The organism is Paenibacillus sp. sgz302148 (assembly GCF_056120465.1).
The window spans coordinates 18,718-38,636 of the sequence record NZ_JBVYOJ010000018.1; the positions used below are offsets into that span (position 1 = coordinate 18,718).

The 19,919-nt window shown below is 53.9% G+C and carries 16 protein-coding genes; 1 reads left to right on the forward strand and 15 read right to left on the reverse strand.

Annotated features, from left to right (window positions below):
- Positions 1-121: 121 nt before the first annotated feature.
- The 11 genes from AC0LWM_RS23880 to AC0LWM_RS23930 are packed head-to-tail and all read right to left on the reverse strand — an operon-like array spanning position 122 to position 15,054.
- Positions 122-1,117, reverse strand: a complete 996-nt coding sequence (locus tag AC0LWM_RS23880) for a carbohydrate ABC transporter permease (RefSeq protein ID WP_474677516.1) — start codon at positions 1,115-1,117, stop codon at positions 122-124.
- Positions 1,114-2,118 (reverse strand): carbohydrate ABC transporter permease, encoded by a 1,005-nt coding sequence (locus AC0LWM_RS23885; RefSeq protein ID WP_474677517.1) that lies wholly within the window; start codon positions 2,116-2,118, stop codon positions 1,114-1,116. The genes AC0LWM_RS23880 and AC0LWM_RS23885 overlap by 4 nt, the downstream gene beginning before the upstream one ends.
- Positions 2,115-4,391, reverse strand: coding sequence for a DUF5696 domain-containing protein (locus tag AC0LWM_RS23890; RefSeq protein WP_474677518.1), 2,277 nt, complete (start codon positions 4,389-4,391; stop codon positions 2,115-2,117). Before AC0LWM_RS23890 ends, AC0LWM_RS23885 begins: the two co-directional genes overlap by 4 nt.
- Positions 4,384-6,432, reverse strand: a complete 2,049-nt coding sequence (locus tag AC0LWM_RS23895) for a YIP1 family protein (RefSeq protein ID WP_474677519.1) — start codon at positions 6,430-6,432, stop codon at positions 4,384-4,386. Before AC0LWM_RS23895 ends, AC0LWM_RS23890 begins: the two co-directional genes overlap by 8 nt.
- A gap of 16 nt (positions 6,433-6,448) precedes the next feature.
- The gene (locus AC0LWM_RS23900; RefSeq protein ID WP_474677520.1) at positions 6,449-7,381 is read right to left on the reverse strand and encodes a carbohydrate ABC transporter permease; all 933 of its coding nucleotides are present in this window, start codon (positions 7,379-7,381) and stop codon (positions 6,449-6,451) included.
- 3 nt (positions 7,382-7,384) lie between these two features.
- Complete coding sequence (locus tag AC0LWM_RS23905; RefSeq protein WP_474677631.1) at positions 7,385-8,401, reverse strand: carbohydrate ABC transporter permease; 1,017 nt, start codon at positions 8,399-8,401, stop codon at positions 7,385-7,387.
- A complete protein-coding gene (locus AC0LWM_RS23910; RefSeq protein ID WP_474677521.1) occupies positions 8,401-11,382 on the reverse strand; it encodes an extracellular solute-binding protein in 2,982 nt (993 codons plus the stop codon). The genes AC0LWM_RS23905 and AC0LWM_RS23910 overlap by 1 nt, the downstream gene beginning before the upstream one ends.
- A complete protein-coding gene (locus tag AC0LWM_RS23915; protein WP_474677522.1) occupies positions 11,379-12,515 on the reverse strand; it encodes an ABC transporter ATP-binding protein in 1,137 nt (378 codons plus the stop codon). Before AC0LWM_RS23915 ends, AC0LWM_RS23910 begins: the two co-directional genes overlap by 4 nt.
- A 40-nt stretch (positions 12,516-12,555) precedes the next feature.
- Positions 12,556-13,572 (reverse strand): N-acetylglucosamine kinase, encoded by a 1,017-nt coding sequence (locus AC0LWM_RS23920; RefSeq protein WP_474677523.1) that lies wholly within the window; start codon positions 13,570-13,572, stop codon positions 12,556-12,558.
- A 14-nt stretch (positions 13,573-13,586) separates the two neighbouring features.
- Complete coding sequence (locus tag AC0LWM_RS23925) at positions 13,587-14,297, reverse strand: sugar isomerase domain-containing protein (protein WP_474677524.1); 711 nt, start codon at positions 14,295-14,297, stop codon at positions 13,587-13,589.
- Between the two features lie 13 nt (positions 14,298-14,310).
- Positions 14,311-15,054, reverse strand: a complete 744-nt coding sequence (locus tag AC0LWM_RS23930) for a sugar isomerase domain-containing protein (protein WP_474677525.1) — start codon at positions 15,052-15,054, stop codon at positions 14,311-14,313.
- 304 nt (positions 15,055-15,358) lie between these two features.
- Here AC0LWM_RS23930 and AC0LWM_RS23935 point away from each other — a divergent pair, with 304 nt between their 5' ends.
- A complete protein-coding gene (locus AC0LWM_RS23935) occupies positions 15,359-16,141 on the forward strand; it encodes a DeoR/GlpR family DNA-binding transcription regulator (protein WP_474677526.1) in 783 nt (260 codons plus the stop codon).
- Between the two features lie 84 nt (positions 16,142-16,225).
- Here the strand turns inward: AC0LWM_RS23935 and AC0LWM_RS23940 are convergent, their stop codons facing one another.
- The 4 genes from AC0LWM_RS23940 to AC0LWM_RS23955 form a co-directional block, all read right to left on the reverse strand.
- Entirely contained in the window at positions 16,226-16,519 is a 294-nt protein-coding gene (locus tag AC0LWM_RS23940) for a hypothetical protein (RefSeq protein WP_474677527.1), read from the reverse strand.
- Between the two features lie 74 nt (positions 16,520-16,593).
- On the reverse strand, positions 16,594-17,568 hold the full coding sequence (locus AC0LWM_RS23945) for a TIM barrel protein (RefSeq protein ID WP_474677528.1): 975 nt from the start codon (positions 17,566-17,568) through the stop codon (positions 16,594-16,596).
- Between the two features lie 162 nt (positions 17,569-17,730).
- Positions 17,731-19,227 (reverse strand): rhamnulokinase, encoded by a 1,497-nt coding sequence (locus tag AC0LWM_RS23950; RefSeq protein ID WP_474677529.1) that lies wholly within the window; start codon positions 19,225-19,227, stop codon positions 17,731-17,733.
- A gap of 14 nt (positions 19,228-19,241) precedes the next feature.
- Entirely contained in the window at positions 19,242-19,898 is a 657-nt protein-coding gene (locus tag AC0LWM_RS23955; protein WP_474677530.1) for a class II aldolase/adducin family protein, read from the reverse strand.
- Between the last annotated feature and the right edge of the window lie 21 nt (positions 19,899-19,919).

The following is a 19,919-nucleotide window of genomic DNA, read 5'->3' on the forward strand; positions in this document are numbered from 1 at the left end:
CCGTAAAACCCTCCCCATGTTTATTGAATTATACATTCATCTGTGCCGGACCCAAGATGCGATAAATGGCATCACCCCTTTCGCGTCTAGCATGACAAGCTTCGAATCGGCTACCTGCCTGCTATTCCACCAAGCCCGTTCGCTCGATCCCTTCGGTAAACCAGCGCTGCGCCAAGGCATAGATAATGAGTGGCGGCATGATGATCAGAAAAGCGCCGGCCATCTTCGGCCCCTCGGATACCGGGTCTTTACCGAATGCGGTGGTGAAGTTGATCCGGGAGTCGCCAATCAGTTCGTCGTTCAGCATATTCAGCCTTATGGACAAAGGGAAAAGTTCCTTGTTCAGAAACATCGACGGCTCGTAATACATGTTCCAGTACCATATAAAGGAAAATAGAAATACGACGACAATTGCCGGCTTTGCCAGCGGCAGCATGATGCGGAAGAACAGCCGGTATGCGGAAGCCCCGTCCATCTTGGCCGCTTCCTCCAGCGCTTTCGGCTGCGTCAGGAAAAATTGGCGGAAAATAATAATGAACAATGCCCCGCGCAGCCCTTGCGCAAACAACGAAGGCACGATGAACACAAGCGGCGTATTGATCCAGCCCAGCTTCCCGAAAATCGCATACAGCGGAATGATCGTAATTTGCGGCGGCACGAGAAACGTCACAATGACCAGTATGAACGCCACATTCTTGCCGGGAAATTTCAATCTGGCAAGGGCATAGCCGGTAATGGCGCACGAGACGACCTGCAGCACCGAGCATGTCAACGAAATGCCAAACGTAATGCCGAACGCCTTCGGATAATGGAGTCCCCGCCATGCGTCCATCAGGTTTTTCCAGTTGAGCTCTCGTGGAATCCATTTGATGGCCGGATCGATCAAGTCGCTGACCGATTTCACCATTGTCGTCATCATGTACAGCAGTGGCTGCAAGTACAAATAGGCGATGACCGCGAGTATAAAAAAAAGCGCGATTCGGAAAAGCCAGCCGTCGCTGACGTATTGGCCGAGGATGCGTCGCTTGAAATGCTGCATACCCCGGCTGTGCCATATTTGACCAGCTTCCCTTGTGAGCTGGACGATTGCTTTTTCCGTTTTTGCCGTCTGTTTCATTGTGTCGCCCCCCTCTTGACCGCGGTGCGGTACGTCCATCCAAGCACAATCGCCAGCAGCACGAAGATCACGGCGAAATACAACCAGGCCAATGCGCTGGCATAACCGTAGCCTGTCTGCGGGTTGAACATATTCTGTTTCACGAAATCCATAACCGGATTAAACGGGAACGTAAACAGGTCGACGATCGTAAACACCGCATTCAAGCCGATGAACGGAACCATGCCGGGCAGCGTAATTTTCCAGAAGCTTTCCCACGGCGACGCGCCGTCAATGCGAATCGCTTCGTACACCGTTTTCGGAATCGTCTGGAAGCCGGCAATAAAAATTAAGATTTGCACGCCAGAGTACCATAAAATAATAATCGTCTTGCTCAGTACGCTGAGCACCGAATCGGCAATCCGTTGACTGACGTATTCGCGCACGATGCCTTCCAGGTTGTACTGTTCGATAAAGGGCAGCTTGCCGGCGCCCTGCACGAACAGCTCGGTCAGCACTTGCCCGGTCGCGAAGATAACCGGAAGGAAGAAGATCGCCCGCACGAATGTGCGTCCGGGAAACTTCTGATTCAGCATAAGCGATACGAGAAACGAGAAAATGAGAATGAGCGGGATGATTAGTATCATCTCTTGCAAATAGGTGATCATCGTAATCGGATATACATTGTCCTCAAACAGCGCCTTGCGGTAATTGTCCAAGCCGATCCACTCGTATTTGAACCCCTGCGGCGTAATTCTAACCTTGTTGAAACTGTTGAATATAGACCAGCAGAGCGGGGCGGCAACGAAAACCAAAAATCCGATCGCCCACGGCAGCATGAAGATGTACCCTGTGCGGTATTCCCGCCAGCGGTAGCGGAAGGCGCCGGCGCGACGCTGACGCTCGGTTAATGGGGAAAGCCCGCTATCACCGGCATCCGGGCTGACAGCCTTATGCCCTTCGCCCCCTATGCCATCAGCCGTCTGCAGCTGCCCCGACTTGCTCTTCATCCTTTGGCTCATGGCGTCGCTCCTCCCTTCTTCACGTCAAATCGGTTCGCCTTGTAATCGACCGTAACTTGGGTGCCGTCCTCATACGTAGTGACGAACACGTCCTCCGCCGCCTTCTTGTGGTTGATCATCCGCTTGTTCATTACGCCGGCCAATCGGTCGAATGCTTTGTATTCCGCGATGACTCGCTCTTTCCAAACCGCGAATTCGCCGCTGAACAGCGTCGCGTAATCCGTCCCGAGAAGCTCGCGGCTGCGCCCGTACGTCAGCATAAAATAGGGTACCGCCCCGTATTCGATCGACTTCAGCAGCTGCTTGTCGTATTCATCGCGAAGATTGCCTTCGACTCCCGTATACAACAACGAGCCGTGGACGGCCATCGGATAAAACGGCACCGTTTCGTCGATCAAGACATCGTAGCTCGATTCGAGCGGGAAGCGGGTCAGCAAATCGCTGCCGCGTAGCGCATAATCGTTGCCTCGATCGGTTGCGGACGAGCCGAGCCGCTTCTTCGCATAGGCGAGCAGCTCCGCGTACAGCTGCGAGGTCCGCTCGCGCGATACGGGCTGCGATACGTTGTAATCGCTGAATACGGTGCGGCCGAGCGCGTCATAGAAGATGCCGTCGACGCCTAGCGCGGCCAATCGGTCGATCGTTTGTTTCGCCGACCGGACCGCCGTATCCGGCTTGAACAAGAAGTTCTCTCCCTTGCGGTCGCGATACAAAATCGTATCGATGCCGCGAATGCCGTCCGATTTGATCGCGGCATCGGCATGGTCGATGTCCATCCATGCGGCGTAATCGTCGAACAGCAGCGGGATGCCGCGCTTATGCAGCGACGCCGCGAATCGCTCGGCTCCTTCGGCCCCGCCAAGAGGCGACGCTACAGGGAAGCGGCGGTCGGAATTGCGGAAGCCGCCGTCCTGCCAGCCGCGGAACAGGACGCGCATATCCGCGACGCCGGCGGTTGCCAGCTCTTCGACGATGCGTTCGCCTTGCTCGAACGTCGTTGCCGCAACGTATCTGTCGCCGCTGGAACTTGTTTGTGTCGCCCCGCCGACAAGCGACAGGACGAGCGGCACATGGTCCCGCTCGGGTAGCGCCTCGCCAAGCCGGCCGCTTGCCAGCAAATAATTCCGGTACGCCGCGGCCATACCACTATAATCAGCCGCGGCCCCTTGGAGCAGGCGGTATTCGACGCGGCGGTCTTCCTTCACCCGGTCTTTTTGGATCGTCGGGACCGGCGGCGCCAGCTTGCCGACTTTCCGGTGGTATTCTTCACGATATTGGAACAAGGCCCCAAGCGAGTGATACGATGATTGCAGCCCGCCCATGACCGCTTGAACGCGCGCAGTGAACTTGCCTTCCTCGACGATTGCCGCATAAGCCCGATCGCCGCGCTTCAGCCCGAATACCGGGTAGGCAATCGACTCGCGAGACACCTGACGTTCCTGCAGATTGGCAGGGTCTTCGTCGTAAATCGTAAAATTATACTTATTGTTTAATGCGGGACGGGGGCGATCGTAATAAATCAATCCTCCCGGCCCGTCCGGCACAAACAAGTACCCTTCCTCCTCCGCACCTGACACCGCGCCGAAATAAGGCAGGACGAGCAAAGACAGGATCAGATTGTCGCTTGTCTCCTTCATGCCGGCCGACGGAACCGATACTTCCAATCCGTCCTTGGTCAGCTCATATTGAAGCGCCAGCGACAACCCGAGTTCCGGATAATCATACGTCACCTGGATGCCTTGCTTCGTTTTCATGAAACCGATATTAGGTTTGGGCTCCAAAGCGTTTGTCAGGCTGCGCTGCGTTTTGCCGGCAACGACATATTCCAGCACGAACGGCGACTGCAAATTGGTGAGTTGCTGACCCTTCGCGATATCGCTTTCCAGCTTCGAGGCAGGCGGATTGCTGCGCCATACGTAGCCGCTTTGCCGTTCCTTCACGGCAATTTGTCCGGTACCCGGCTCAACCAGCAGCATATAGTCGCCATTCTCGGCCGCCACGGCGAAACCGGACCCATCTATGGGTCCCGGATTCCATGGCGTATCCGAATATACCGACATTGCGGCACGCTCCGGCACCTGGATCCCCATCTCCGCAAGCGTCGGCAGCGGTTTGCGGGTGACGGCAACCAGAATATAAACTACGAGTACTATGGCACAAACCGCCACGGCCAATAGCCAAGTCCATCCTCGCCGGGTTGTCGGCCAAAGCCTCCTAGTGCCGTTATTGCTCTGCGGCCGCATCGGTTCATGCGGCGTCCCCGCTTTAGCCACTAAAGGTCACCTCCCGGTAAATCTGTTGCAAGAAGTCGAGCAGGTTGTAGCCCAGCCCCGAAATGATGATGAGGAAAATCCAAATGACCGCAATCGTGAACAGCGTAATGAGCACGTTTTTGACGGTTTCCAGGAAATCGAAATTGTGGATCACTTGGGTCATGACGAAGAAGAGTACCGCAAGCCATATCCAGGCCAGTTTGTCGATAGAGTCGACGACGATCCGTTCCTCGGCCACGACGATCCGCGAAATGAGAATGGCCGGCACCGTCAGCACGATATACGGAATCAGCGCGTAGGCGCTTGCCTGCAGCACTTCGCGGAAGCGCCCTTCGCCGCCCTTCACGGCGCTTACCAAATAGTTGGCGACGATCCAAGTGATCCATGGCGCGAACAGCATCGCAAGCGATAGCCCCACGTTCACCTTGCTCAGATCGTAAGGATGGAATATAAAGCCCATGCCGTAAATCGAAACGAGCTTCGTTCCTGCAGCAAGCACCACGATCAGGGCCAACATCGTCCACGATATTTTCCGTTCCTTTAGCCGATAGAACCCTTCATAAGGATGGAATATCAAATAAATTCCGTCCGCGGCTTCCTTCCCAAGCCTGGCAGCCGCCGGCGGCCAGACTCGGCCCCGCGCAGAAGCCAACGCTCTGCGGGAGAGCCAAATTGCCGCCCATCCGCCCAGAATCAATCCTGCCGCAGCGATCAGGAAATAACGCTGGATCCATTCATACCTCACGCTCCAGAACGCCTCGGAATATCCTTTGGCATCATAAGCGTCTTCAAAATGAGCCATCGCCGATTCGTATTGTTTTTCGTGCAGCGCGATTTTGCCAAGCCCGTCGAAGGATAAATTCATCATGCCGTTGTCCTGGATGACTTTGTCCCAATACGGCTTGCTCTCCGCGTACCGGCCTTCATAATACAGCTTCGTTGCCGTCAGGAACGAATCGCCGAAAGGGGTCCGCTTGAATACTTGGATCGTATTCGCTGCGCTGTCCGTCACCCACAGCCTGTTGTCGCTGCCGACCGCAATGCTCGTCGGATAGGTGAACACGCCCGACTGGCGGGAAGCGGCGTCCTTGTCGCCGAAATAATAAAGCACGTCGCCGAACGGATTGTATATCGAGATTTCTCCGAATTCACGGTTGATGCCGTATAAGAAACTGTTCACGTCGACCGCCGCATCGGATAGCTGGGATTCAAAAAAACGTTTATTCTCGAACGCATCCCTGCCGCCGGCGTTCAACTTCTTCAATTGACCGCTAGTTACGCCAGTGTTGGCCGTCACAAGAAAGCCGTCCCCGGCGAGCGTTACGTTTTCGATGGCTCCTGGCCGTCTCGCGACTTCCTTGTCCATCTGTTCTTTGTTCAGCAGCATCCGCTTGAACCGATCGAGCCACGAAAGCTCCGTTTTATTCGCCCCGAAAAAGCCGCCGAACTTGCCGTCCGAGGTAAGCCGGAGCAGCCCTTGGTACGAATCCTTCACGACAAGATACATGACCCCGCGGTCGTCCACGACGATTTTGCTTGGCACAAAAAAGTAATCCTTCGGCAGCAGCGGCGACTCCGGCTTGGCGAAGGCGCGTTCGAACCGGCCGTTCGCGGCGAATACGGCGACCCGATTGTTGTCCGAATCGGCAACGTAAATGCGGCCGTCCTTCGCCACGAACACGCCTTGCGGCCGGTTCAGCTTGCCGTCCCCGTCTGCGTCACCGATCGACCGGACAAACTTCCCTTTGCCGTCCAGCTCGACGATTCTGCTGTTGCCCGTATCGGCGACATAAACGCGATTATCTCCCGTCATGAACAAATCGCTTGGCTCCGAGAGCGGGATCTCAAGCTGCTGCCAACCGATGATGCCGTCCGGCACGTAAAGCGGCTGCGTCTGAATCATCTGACCGGATACTTCGTCGATAAACCAGGTTTGGTACGGCAGTTTGGCAGAGGCCGTACTCGGAAACAGAAGACATATAAGGGAGAGCAGCAGCAAAGCTTTGGGGAACAGGCGTATCGCTTGATCGTTCATCCTCATCCTTTTTCCCCCCACGTTATTTCACGCCCGAATGCAGCATTGTCTGGATCATCTTCCGCTGGAACAGCAGGAACATGATCAGGTTCGGGATAAACATCAGCAGCGCGCAAGCGGCCGCGATGCTTTGTCCGGCGACGCTGTTCTGCAAGTTGGCCGTCAAGCTTGTGACATAAAAGGCAAGCGTCTTCATCGTTTCTTTTTGCGTGTACAGCGTGGAGCCCTCCCCGTCCAAGTAAACCGCCTGGAACGTAATGATGGAGATCGTTGCGACCGCCGGCGCCGTCAGCGGAATGACGATCCGGGTAAAAATGTACATGTCGCTTGCCCCGTCCAGCTTCGCCGCCTCCATGAGCGCATCCGGAATTTGATCGATGAATTGCTTCATCAGAAACACGGCCACCGGCGAAGCGATAAACGGTAGCACGTGTGCAAAATAGGTGTTGGTCAAGCCAAGTCCGCTGACCATCAAATATCGCGGGATCGACACCGTCTCCGGCGCGAACATAAGCGACAGCATAATGAGCGACATGATGAGCGCTTTGAAGTGAAACCGATGCTTGGATAAGACGTAGCCGGCCATCGTGCTCGCCAGAATGACGCTGATTAGCGAAAGCGAAACAACGATGACGCTATTGAACAAGTACCGCGTAAACGGGACGACGCCCGCTGCGGAATGAAGGAACAGCTGCTCGAAGTTGCGCATGGTCGGCTCCTTCACCCAAATCGTCGGCGGGAACAAAAACAATTCGTTAAGCGGCTTAAAAGCGTTGTTGAACAAGAACACGATCGGCAGCAGCATAAACAATCCTAGGGCGGTTAGAAACAAAACCAGCAGCGTCTGGAATACGGAAACGCGCTTGCCCCGCTTCCACAGCCTGGATAAAGTACGATCCGGGCGAAAAGATCGTGCCGCCTGCGGATCTATCGTTCCCGATGCGGTGTTTGCCATCGTTCATTCCCCCTCTTTGGCGGCAAACAATCTGTAGCAGAAACGCATGATGAAATACGAGATGAGCAGCAGCACGACGGATACGGCCGAAGCATAACCCCACTCGTAGCGCAAAAAAGCGTAATCGTCGATATGGTTCGTGATCAGATGCCCCGAATAGCTCGGGGAAATCGGCGAACCGGTCAGCTGCGTCGAGATCGCTCCCGCCTTCAGCGTGCCGACGATCGCCATAACGGCGCTGAACAGCATTTGCGGTTTCATCGACGGAACGGTGATGTAGTACACTTCCTGCAGCCGGTTTTTGATGCCGTCGATCCGCCCGGCTTCGTACAGCTCGGTATTAACCGTCTGCAAGCCGCCGAGCATGGCCAGGAATCCGACCCCCATGCTGGTCCACAAGGTGACGATAATCATGATCGTCATCAAATATTTCGGATCCTGCAGCCATACCTGCGGCGATTCGATGAAGCCCCACTTCAGCAACATATTGTTCAAATAGCCGACCCGGTCCCCGCTGAACGTGGCGATCCAGATGACGGACAAGGCCACCCCTCCAGCCATCGAAGGCGCATATAGCGCAAGCGTGAAATAATCGCGGATGCCTTTCGGCAGCTGATGAATGAGCCAGGCGAAAATGAACGATAGGATATAACCGCCGGGGCCAACGATGACGGCAAACGTAAACGTATTCGGCAGCGTATATTTCATGAATACAAGATCCTGCGTTACCAAATTGATAAAATTGCTCACCCCGACAAACCGCGGGAACTCGAAGCCGTTAAAGGAAGTTACGCTGAGCAGCGCAGCCATCACGACGGGAATCAGAATAAAACAGGCGAAACAAAGCAGGAACGGCGCCAAAAAGAGGTAGGACATCCGGTCGCGCCAGCATTCGCTCATAAACCGCCGCAGCCTTCGCGCGAAACGGGATGCCGGCGATTCCCCCGCCGGCTGCGGAATGGCGACGACCGCTCCCGGCTCCGCTTGCTTTCCACTACTGAGCTGCGTTCTCGACCGCATCATCGCTCACTCCCTTCGTATGGCTTATCGTGCTGCGGCACGTGCAAATCAGTGCCCGGCGTAAGGCCGAACTCCATCTGCTTGCGCGCCATTTCCCGCTGCAGCGAGCTTGCCGACTTCTCCAGCGCCTCCCGCGGCGGCATATGGCCGATGACCGCATTGTTCCAGGCGAAATCCATTTCCCGGCCGAGGAAATAATATCCCGGCACGTAGGGCGGATTTTTCGCCCAGCGCGCCTGCTCGGTCACCACGGCCAAATCTTCGGCCGGCCACGGGAGCAGCTTCATCGCCTCGACGTTCGCGGTGTTCCAGCGGTATTCAAGGCCCGCGAACGATTCGATGTCGCTCGCATAGCGGCTCTGCACCTCGGTCGAGGTCCACCACTGCAGGAATTTCCATGCTTGCTCCTGCTTCGCGCTGTTCTTCATCATCATCGCAGCCGAAGACCCCTGCGACGACCAGCGGGCGACTTGGCCATCTGCCTGCTTCATTCCCGGCAGCGGCGCCATCCTCCACCGGCCGGCGATTTCCGGCGCTGCGACTTGCAGCTGGACATAGGTGCTGAAATCGCCGATGCCGATCGGGATATCCCCGAACCGGAAATGGTTGAAGAATGCCGGCACGTCTTTCGGCAAATCCTGCTTGTTGAACAAGTCGGTCCATTGCTTGAATGCAGCGATGGACGGCGCATCTTTCAAGTTCGCCTCCATGCCGTCCGGCGAATAAAACTCCGCATCGTGCTGGTAAAACGGCATGACGAACTCTTTGGTCGGATAATAGAAGGTCATCCCGTTTTCCTGCAGCGTCGGCAGCATCCGGTACACGTCCTCCCACGTATCCGGCGGCGTTAATCCGAGCTGCTGCAAGACGTCGGTCCGGTAGAACATCGCCGCGAACGACTGCGTCTCCGGCAGCGCATACGTGCCGCCGTTATATTGGTAGGAACGGAGCACGCCCGGGTTGAATCTCTTCTGTACATCGGCAAAACCCGGCAACCCGCTCAAATCGGCCGATGCTCCCCTCATCGCGAAGTCAACCGGCATTTCCATGCCGACGCCAAGCGCGACGTCCGGCTGATCGCCTGCCGCATGCCCGAGCATCAGCACGTTCGGGCTTGGCATCAGATTGACGTTCACCTTAATGCCCGTTTGCGGCGTGAAATCCTGTTCAATCATCTTCTGCAGCAAGTCGACATAGTCTCTTCCCCGCTGCACCCATACCGTGATCGCATCATCCTCGTTCAGGTCCTTCAAGTCGTACGACTGAAAAAACGTGCGGGCAAAGTTGACCGTGCTGTAGCGGATGCGGTCCCATACGCCCGGCTCTTTCAAACCGGGATCGGTTTCCGGCGTCCGGACGACGATGTAATCAAGCTGCACGGCCTGGCTTTCCATTTGCTTCATCCAGGTGCCTAGGCTCGATTGAATGTCCGCGAACACCTGCACCCGGTTCGGTATATCGTTGACGTCGTCCAGCAGTTCTTCGAGATTGCCTGCCGCAGCGCTGATCGCCGTCGTCGGATCGGTGACGTAGCCGTTCAAGCCGTCCACATAATCGCGGATCGTCGTAAGCTCGCCGACAATGCGCTCCAGCTTCCGCTCGATGTCGGGGTCATACGCTCTCAGATCCCATGTGCGCCCCGTATCGAGGTTCATGGAACTGCCCATCCCGTAATTGCCCGTAATAACGCGGATATTCCGGTCGATCGCCGCCAGCTCCTTCAGCTTCTCCTTTAGCGCGATGACCGCAGGCTTCACCGGGCTGGCATCGGCAATGAGCCTCAGCTTGTGCGCGCCCGCCGTCAAATAAAAGCGATACGGCTGTCCGCTGTCGTCGGCGATCGTACGAATCTCCATGCCGGTGTTCGCCTGCAGCGTATAATGGAGCATTTCGCTAAACGGCACCTTGCCGTCGATCATGACGGTACGATACGCATTCGATTTGCCGTTGTAGCCTTGCAAATATTTCAGGTCGATGGCGTACATGCCGGTTGCTGGAACCTCGAACTCCCATTCGACCCACTCGCCCGCGTTCAGCCAGCGGTCGCCGCCAAGCGCGTTATAGATGAGACGGCCTTTCGGGTCGGGCGACATATACGGTTCGGCTACGCTTTGCGTCTGGACGCCGATCGCCGATTTGCGCGCGTAATGCTCCGCCTCGAACTGTCCGAACCAGCTTGGCGCGGACTTGGCCGAATCCGTCTCGTGCAGCTTAGCGTACCGCACATAAGCCGGAATCGGCTCCGGCGCCGTAAACGTCAGCGTATTCAAGGCGAGCGGCTCCCGGCCGCCCGTCATCCGGATCGTATGCGGCCCTTTCGTCAGCGGCCATAGCAAAGGCTCGGACGATACGCCATAGTCCGTCAGCGCCGCTGTCCTCCATCCGCCGAGCTCTTCCTGGACCGGGCGGATTTCGTTGCCGAGCTGGTTTTTGTCATACGGCGTTTTGCTGTCCCTCCAGGCCCGGTCGAGCGTAAGATGCTCCGCTTCCTTGAACGGGTATTTCCCGTCAATCTGAAGTCCGCGTATGATGGATGCGAAGCTGCCTTTGAGCGGGGCATATTCCACGGCAAGCTCGTACAGTCCGTCCTGCGGCACGTCGATGTGCCACTCCAGCCAGCCTTTCGCTTCGTGCCAGTCGGCTACCGCAGCGCCGATTTCCTCGTCCTTGCGAAAGCCGATTCCGGCATCCTCGGAAACTGCCGCCGGTTCGGCCGCTGTCATGGCGATGCGGCTGCCCCCATTCGAGCTTCGCCCCAACGCCTGAAACGTTTCGCTGCGCTGCCACTGAACGTATGACAACGATTCTCCGCCGGAAGCTTCCGCGTCTGCCGAAGATAAATTGATAGCGCTTGCATCAAGCACCGGAATCGTGACCGATTCGTTCAGCATATCGCGTGCCGACCATAACGCAACGGCGCCCAACAAGATGACGCCCCATACGATGCCGATAACGGTTCTTCGCTTGAACCGCCGCTTCATGGCCGACTCTCCGCGTAACATAACGAAACGCCGCTTTCCTGATCAAAAAAATGCGCCTTATCCATACGCAGCGCGAGCTGTAGCGAATCCCCCGCCCTCACCGGCGTATGCGCGTCGGCCCGGGCAATCAGCGTATCTTCGCCGGCTCTCCCGTAAACAAATGTATCCGAGCCCATCTGTTCCTTCATCTCCACGGCAACAATAAAACGCCACCCGGCATACGCTTCGATCCCGACTGTATCCGGTTCGCAAACGACATGCTCGGGACGTATGCCGAGTACCACATGCCGCAGGTTCGTTCCCGCTGATTTGAAATAACGGTTATACGCCTCCGGAATTCGCAGCTTGAGCCGCCTCGTCTCGAAATAGAAGGCGCCCTCTTGTTGCACGATCGCGCCGTTCAGGAAATTCATCTGCGGCGTTCCGATAAATCCGGCCACGAACATGTTGTAAGGTTCGTCGTACAACTGCTGCGGAGGAGCCACCTGCTGAATGAGGCCGTCCTTCATGACGACAATCCGCGTCCCCATCGTCATCGCTTCCGTCTGATCGTGGGTGACGTACACGAACGTTGTTTGGAGCTGACTATGTATCTTAATAATTTCCGCTCGCGTCTGGGCTCGCAGCTTTGCATCCAGATTGGACAACGGTTCGTCCATCAGGAAAGCTTGCGGCTCGCGCACAAGCGCCCTTCCCAAGGCAACCCGCTGCTTTTGTCCTCCGGACAACTGATTCGGCTTTTTGCCGAGCAGATGCGAAATTTCAAGCATTTTCGCCGCCCGATTCACGCGCAGCTCCACCTCGTGTTTGGCTGCTTTGCGCAGCTGCAAGCCAAGCGCCATATTGTCATAAACAGACAAGTTCGGGTAGAGGGCGTAATTTTGGAATACCATCGCGATATCCCTGTCTTTCGGCGATATGAAATTGCTGAACTTGCCGCCGATGTAAATGTCTCCTCCCGACACTTCTTCAAGCCCGGCGAGCATCCGCAGCGTCGTCGATTTGCCGCAGCCGGAAGGTCCAACCAGCACGAGAAATTCGCCGTCGGCCACGTCAAGGTGGAAGTCATTCACTGAAGGGTTCGGTTCACCTTTGTAATATTTAAACACATGATGAAATTTAATATTTCCCATAATTCAGGAGCCTCCAGCATGAAATAGCCAAATGTTCGTCTTACATGGATATTGCTTTCTTAACATATTCATTGTCCTGCTCCAAACGCTCAAGCAAAGTAACGCTCCATGGTTCGTTGATATGGCTCAATGCAGCCAAATAAACGCCAAACGCCGGTTCAAGCATTTGCGGTACGACCTGGTAGGACTTGGTCATCCCGGAGCGCAGCGTCTCTTGAAACGCTTCAGTTAGCATCTCGCCGATCCGCCAGCAGCCGCCGGCATATCCGATCGGAATCGTGGCATCGCCCATGTCGATCCGTTCGCATACCGCAACGACTTGACGGGCCAGCTTCTGCCCCGCTTGTTGAATGATCGCTCGGGAGATGGCATCCCCTTGATAGGCGCACCTTGCGACGACACGGCTTAGCCTCGCGATCAAATGCCGGTAGTTGTCGGGCAATGACTGAAATACGTTCTTCGCAATCGTTCGGCTGACCGGATTCAAAAAAATTACGGCCGAAATAAATTCGGTGATGTTCCATTCCTTGCAAATCTCATCGGCCAGCAGCGTGGGCTCTCCCCAGCCTTCCAAATAACGGAGCGCTGCTCGTAATCCTTCCTTTCCTATTTCGTAACCGCTTCCATCATCGCCAAGCAAATCCCCCAAACCGCCGATGAGCAGCCTTGCGCCCGCCCGATTCCTGCCATACACGAACGAGCCGGTGCCGCTCAAAGCGACAACGCCCCAATCGCTGCATAACGCTCCGTACAACACGGCCGTCGGCTCGTCGACAAACACAAACTCCTCTTTAAGCCCATTCCTCCCGAGCGCCGTGCGGAGAGCATCGAAATGACCAAGCTGAGAGGAACAAACGAGGGAAACTTGCGTGCTTGCGACGCCCGAGCTCTCCATCGCCATCTCGATCGATTGTTGGATGGAACATACAGCCGCCTCCGAGGACAAATGATGCGTCGGTCCGCCAAGACCCCACCCGAGCAGCTCGCCCTCGGACGATTGCAGCAGGCATAACGTTTTGCTGCCGCCGCTTTCGATACTCAAGATGATTCGCGTCACGCGGATCCCCCCAATCAGTAGCCAAGCTCTTGAAACCGCGCTTTCGTTGCTTCGATCTGCGCTTCGCCGTTCGGCATGCTGACGCTCCGAAACACCGACGGGACAAGGCCTTTGCGCAGCATATGTTCGATGAGCTGGGCGATAAAGCACCAACCGACGACAGCGGAGGTGATACCGGAGGTCGGCAATATTTTCTCCTCCATTCCTTCCACCGAAAGAGCTGCATCGCCTTTTAGCGTCATGATGTCCAATATGTAGTCGCATGCTTCGAACAACCGTTTGCCGCTCGGATGCAGGGACGGCGTCTGCGACGTATAGTCCATTGCCGTAAGCGCAACCGTGACGACACCGCGTTTTCTCGCTTGCATCGCAAGCTCCACGACGGATGCGGCACGTCCAGAGACGGAGCCGAGAATCAATATGTCACCTTCCCGCAAGGAAGATTGGGACACCGTTTGTTCCGCCGCGCCGAGCTCGCCTTGCACCCCTTCGCCGGTTGATGCGGATAGCGGAAGCGTTTTCAGCAGCGCCAATCCTCCGGAACGATGGAACAGCTCGTAATTCAGCAAATGGCCCCGATCATGAATATACAGAGAGCCTCCTGCCGCGATTGAATCTGCCGTTACGGCAGCAACCTTGTCAATGACCGCGAGTTGGTTTTGCTCGATGGTAAGGATCAATTGGCGGTACTCGGCTAAAATTTCATTGGCTAACATGTTCTTCATCAACCCTCTTTTCTCACAAATAATGAATCTGGTTCCGGTATGATTGCAGCAATCTTTCATTATGCGCATCTCCGTGATCGACATTGGCGCTCACAAAAACCGGCGCCGCATGTCCTCTGTGGATCAAAAGCTCGATGGTTCTGGCCATCACGGGATGGAGCATCGCGATACTGGTTATCGTCGATGTCGCAGCGGTCTTGACGGGTAGACCTTCAATCTCAATCACCGCGTCTCCAGGCACCGCGCAGCAGTCGAGCACGATGTCGGCCAGCTCATGCAGCTTGCGGCCGCTCGGATGCCGGCTGTCCACCGTATTGGCATAATCGACGCTCGTGACCGCCACGATGTGAACGCCATGATCTCTGGCATATTGGGCCATTTCGATCGGCACAATGTTGCGCCCGGATATCGAACATAAAATCAAAACGTCCCCGGGCTTAATCGGCGATTCGCTGAGCACCGCTTCCGCAATGCCGGAAACCCTTTCAAATTTCGTCGTTCGCGTGACCGGAGGCGTTTCGAGCGTAAGCCCCGGGGCAAATATCGGATTGATCAGCGCGAATCCCCCCGCCCGATAGAACAACTCCTGGGCCATTATGCTCGAATGCGAGCACCCGAAAATAAACAACGATCCGCTCCGCTCGATCGTATCGGCAAGCAGCTTCGCCGTTTGTTCCATCGCCTGTCGCTGCGAAGCGTACATTCGATTCAATTGTTCCGCGATCGTCTGCGAATAATCGTCTATGACCCCATGCAATCACCTCTTTTCGATTATAACTTACGTTTTCCGAAGACAACGGAAGCAATTACTTTCTTTCGAAAGACAATCAGGAGATCTTTACTTGGATAATATCAAAATTATCGGAATTAGTAAACATAATTTTCGTCATAAACAAAAATATTTTCTTTGTTTAAATTTATTTTATGTTTTGTTTTCTTTTATATTTGTTTTTCGAAACCAATATGTTAGAATGTGAAAAACAACTTCGCTTTCGTTTTTCTTTCGTTTTAAGCGATTAGCTGGTTTTCCGAGGCTTATTCCATATCAATGGGGGATTTGAATGAAGACATTCCTGAGACGACAGGAGATTTTCCAGTATATTTCCGTCAAAAAAAACGTCAAAATATCGGAATTGAAAGAAGTTTTTCATGTTTCCGAAGTCACGATCCGCAGCGACCTTGATTTTCTGGTCAGCAAAGGCAGAGTCGAACGGTCACACGGAGGCGCCACTTTTATCGACAACTCGACTCCGGTAGAAGGCATTTTGCCGCATACGCCGCTGCTTGACGCCAAAATCGCGATTGCCAAAAAAGCCGCCGAACTAATCGTTCCCGGCGACACGTTATTTCTGGATTCGAGCGCAACCTCGGTCGTATTGGCTTCCCAGCTTGGCCCGGATTCGAACATTTCGGTCATTACGAATTCGCTGCAGATTATCAATTTGCTGAAGCTCGCTCCGGGCATCAGGCTGTATGCCATCCCGGGTTTATATAATCCGCTCACAAACTCGTTTAACGGACCGCTTGGGGAAACGTTCATCAGCCAGTTGAAAACGTCAAAAGCTTTTATTTCGCCCAAAGGCATTCTTGTCGAAGGGCTGCGGGACCTTACGGCGGACGAAGCCGCCATTCGCAAAGTCATGATCGAATCGACGAAAGAAGCGATCATCCTCGCCGATCATAGCAAGTTCAACAATTTTGAGGTATTGTTCCAGATCTCCGATTTTGGCCGTATTTCAGCAGTCGTTACGGACCGAACACCGGAAAAACAGTTTTTCGACATTTTTAATAAAAAACAAATCGGCTTGATCACAACGGATTCCGCCCAATTGCAGGAATCGTAGCAACTTGCGCGAAGACGATCATTCAAGCCGCAAGATTCATTATCGGCATTTTATATAGCAATATCGGTTACACCCATTGAGGGGTCAACCTGTGCTGCTGTAGAAGGTGCTTTTTTTATTGGCCAATCTTTCGCCTGAACGCAAAAAAAACGGCCTCTGCCTGCAAGAAGCAGTCGCCGTTTCTCGGGAACGCTCGGCTATTATTATTTTCATCTTAGCTACGATCGATTTGAACCGGAACAGGCAGCTGCTTAGCTTAACCAGATCCGGTTCTTCGAGCGATACCAGCTTATCACGAAGCCGATCGGCATCGTCGCCGTGTTCCTTGGCTTGCGCACGCTGCCGAAGATCGACCGCCAGACGGTTACGGCACTCCATTGGCTCGGCAAATAATGGAGTTAAGTCATTGCATGTGACTTAACTCCTTTGCCCATTTTCCTCACAAACGGCGCTTAAGAAAGCAGCAGCTTCCGTAAGAATGCTCTCGTCTGAACCGTATTGCCGCTTTGGATCAGAGCCTCTACTTCATCAGCAGGCAAACGATCAACCAATTCCACAAAATCCTCCATAGCATTAACGCCTTCCTGCACAGCTTCCAGGCTATCTTCACGATAAGGATACTGGTCGATCGAAAGCCATCCGTTATAGCCCGTACGCTTTAACCAGTAAAAGAATTCCAGTGTTTCAACAGTGTGTACGCTTCCGACCATCATATCGTCATCCCAATGCCGATAGTTGTCATTCATATGGACATGGAAAAGCTTGTCGCCATACTTTTTCAGCAGAGCCACCGTCTCCGCAGGATTTTCATAAGCGTTCATTGCATGTCCAAAATCAATCGTTACTCCGCAGTTACCTGCCCCAATCTCCTGAATAAGCAGCAGTGTGATGGCCGCTGTGCTGATGTAGCTGTGCGTGCGGGGCTCCTTGATTTTATATTCCAGCCCTACCTTGATGTCTTTCCGGTAATTGCATACTTCGCGGATGCCCTCCTCAATATAATTTCGTTCCTGGATATAATCGTTTTGGAAGACATAATCATACCCATCCTGGCCTGGCCATAAGCTAATCAGGTTCCCACCCAGTTCAGCGGCCACATCCATCATCGCCTTGGCATGTTCCACGGCTTGGCGGCGAATATGCGGATCGCGAGAGGCGAAGCTGCCATACTTCCATTTGGCTTGACCAAAGTGGTCCGGGATGATGGAGGATAACTGAAGCTGATACTCATCCAGATATTTTTTCAGCTCCTTCACCTTATTATCCTGCACATGCCATGTTCCGACCAACTCGACTCCGGACACTTGGGGAATATAGGAAGCCCTTGCAAACAACTCCGAGAGTTCGAACGGATCATCGTATCCTTGTGGTACATATCGGTCCGCACAGGACCCAACATTAGATAAAATCACTGAGTATTTAGCCAAGAGACATTCCTCCGTTTATTTGAAAAATGCGTGAAGCATTCTCCACTTTTTTTCTAAAAACCTCACGATAATGCTCGCTATATTTTCCGCCGAATCGTACAAATGAACTATACTATGGCTTCATCCTCTTGATAAACTGTCTTCAGGTTAAAACCCGGATATTCAACGGTTATTAAATGCGGAATTCACCACCATGGTGAACTCCTTATATTTAGTTTTCCAAAGCTGGGAGGAACCCGGGTCGTACACAACAGGCTGAAACGAGAGGCGTACGACATTCCGAATCTCCGAAAGGCCTTCCAGCGCCCTGATGCCTTCGGCTTGCATCAGCAAATTGCCGATAGCCGTCGCTTCAATAGGACCAGCCACAATTTGGGTCTCGGTAGCGTCTGCTGACAAGCGACACAGCAGCGAATTCTGGATACCGCCTCCTATCATATGAATCTGTGAGAATTCCCAGCCCGTTAGCTCTGTTAATTCCAAAAGCACCTGCTTGTAAGCAAGAGCGAGGCTTTCGAGGATACAACGAACGATTTCTGCATGTGTCCCAGGAATGCGCTGCCCGGTCAGTCTACAGTAAATGCGGATGCGTTCTGGCATATCTCCCGGCGCAAGAAAACGGCTATCTGTCGGGTCGATATAGCATTCGTTTCCCGTAACTTGTTCCGCCATCGCCTGCAGCTGCGGCCAAGTGAATGATTTGCCCTCCAGCTCCCATTGCCTCCTGCATTCCTGAAGCAGCCACAACCCCATCAGATTTTTTAGCAATCTGATTTTCCCCCCGGCGCCTCCCTCATTACTAAATCCCAAAGCTTCGCTCCGTTCAGTAATGATCGGCCGATTCGTTTCCACTCCCATAATTGACCAAGTGCCGCAGCTGATGAATACGCAATTACCGTGGGCAGGAACCGCGACAACCGCCGAAGCAGTATCGTGGCAGGCGACAGCGGTCACTGGAATGGGGCCGACCTGCAGTTCGTTTCGGACTCCTGTTTGCAAGGCCCCGATACGTGTGCCAGGCATAATCACTGGGGCAAACAACGAGCTGTCAGTAGATAATCTGGACATGAGTGCATGGTTCCATTCTTTTCTGTTAGGCTCAATCAATCCGCTAGTACTGGCAATAGAATATTCCGCCGATTGGACGCCGGTTAGATAATAATGGAACAGGTCCGGGATAAAGAGCAGCTTCGAATTATTTGGAAGCGTGTAGGAGCGGATTTTGTTCCATGCAAGCAGCTGAAACATCGTATTAATTTGAGCGGGTTGTATGCCGGATGACTGGTACAACTCATTCCTGGAAAACTCATTCATAACCGCATTGAACACGGCTGTAGTACGTGAATCCCGATAGTGGTATGGGTTCTCTAACAAGATGCCGTTTCCGTCGATAATCCCGAAGTCGACCCCCCAAGTATCGACACCTATGGAATCCGGTTCCGTGCCGTAGTGTTTTTTAAAAGCCAACAGCCCCTTCTGCAGCTCTGCAAATAACCTCAAGAAATCCCAATTCAAACGGCCCTGCAGAGAAACCGGTTCATTGGCGAACCGATGGATTTCTTTCAATCGGATCCTATTTCCATCAAACTCCCCAGCAATCGCTCTGCCGCTTCCCGCACCGAAATCAAAGGCAAGTAGTCTCAATACATGTATCGACATTGTCTCATATCCTTTTAGGATTGTTGTTGTAGCAAAGCAATTCGATAAGCTTCACTACCTAATCCGCGGATTTCCGCAATCTCTTGTTTCGTCAACAATTTGGGCTTGCCCGCAGCGCTGGCCAGTAAATATACTTTTGCGCTTTCCTCTGCTACTTCAGTGCGGTAATAGGCCTCGCGTAGATTTTTGCCCGCGGTCACGAGGCCATGATTTCCTAGAAGTAACGTATCAGCATGCTGGATTTCAGCTGCGACGGAATCTGCCAATTGTTGTGTCGTAGGTAATACATAATCAACAAATCGGATTTCCCCTAAAAGTGCAGCCTGATCCGGAAACATCATCGGCAGGTCCTTGGAAATGAGACCCAACGCAATGCAATAGGCAGGGTGAGTGTGTACGACAGCCTGAATGTCGAGCCTGGTGCGATAGATATCTAGATGCATCAAAACTTCCGACGAAGGACGCAGCGCGCCATCTTCTACCTGTCCGCTGGGGATATCAACAGCGCACCATTGCTTAAGATCGATTTCCGCCAGATCGAAACCGCTTGGGGATATGTACATCGTGTCGCCCGAGCGGGCGCTGATGTTTCCCCCTGGCCCTACCACGAGTCCCTTGGCAACGATTTTCCGTGCATATTTCGAAAGTTCGTCTCTAACCGTATCGGCCATTTTCCATCTCTCCTCATAAAA

Excerpts from the sequence above, each read along its gene's own strand:
- AC0LWM_RS23880 (WP_474677516.1), bottom strand. The coding sequence starts at position 1,117 with ATGAAACAGACGGCAAAAACGGAAAAAGCAATCGTCCAGCTCACAAGG.
- AC0LWM_RS23885 (WP_474677517.1), bottom strand. The coding sequence starts at position 2,118 with ATGAGCCAAAGGATGAAGAGCAAGTCGGGGCAGCTGCAGACGGCTGAT.
- AC0LWM_RS23895 (WP_474677519.1), bottom strand. The coding sequence starts at position 6,432 with ATGAGGATGAACGATCAAGCGATACGCCTGTTCCCCAAAGCTTTGCTG.
- AC0LWM_RS23900 (WP_474677520.1), bottom strand. The coding sequence starts at position 7,381 with ATGGCAAACACCGCATCGGGAACGATAGATCCGCAGGCGGCACGATCT.
- AC0LWM_RS23905 (WP_474677631.1), bottom strand. The coding sequence starts at position 8,401 with ATGCGGTCGAGAACGCAGCTCAGTAGTGGAAAGCAAGCGGAGCCGGGA.
- AC0LWM_RS23910 (WP_474677521.1), bottom strand. The coding sequence starts at position 11,382 with ATGAAGCGGCGGTTCAAGCGAAGAACCGTTATCGGCATCGTATGGGGC.
- AC0LWM_RS23915 (WP_474677522.1), bottom strand. The coding sequence starts at position 12,515 with ATGGGAAATATTAAATTTCATCATGTGTTTAAATATTACAAAGGTGAA.
- AC0LWM_RS23925 (WP_474677524.1), bottom strand. The coding sequence starts at position 14,297 with ATGAAGAACATGTTAGCCAATGAAATTTTAGCCGAGTACCGCCAATTG.
- AC0LWM_RS23935 (WP_474677526.1), top strand. The coding sequence starts at position 15,359 with ATGAAGACATTCCTGAGACGACAGGAGATTTTCCAGTATATTTCCGTC.
- AC0LWM_RS23940 (WP_474677527.1), bottom strand. The coding sequence starts at position 16,519 with ATGGAGTGCCGTAACCGTCTGGCGGTCGATCTTCGGCAGCGTGCGCAA.
- AC0LWM_RS23950 (WP_474677529.1), bottom strand. The coding sequence starts at position 19,227 with ATGTCGATACATGTATTGAGACTACTTGCCTTTGATTTCGGTGCGGGA.
- AC0LWM_RS23955 (WP_474677530.1), bottom strand. The coding sequence starts at position 19,898 with ATGGCCGATACGGTTAGAGACGAACTTTCGAAATATGCACGGAAAATC.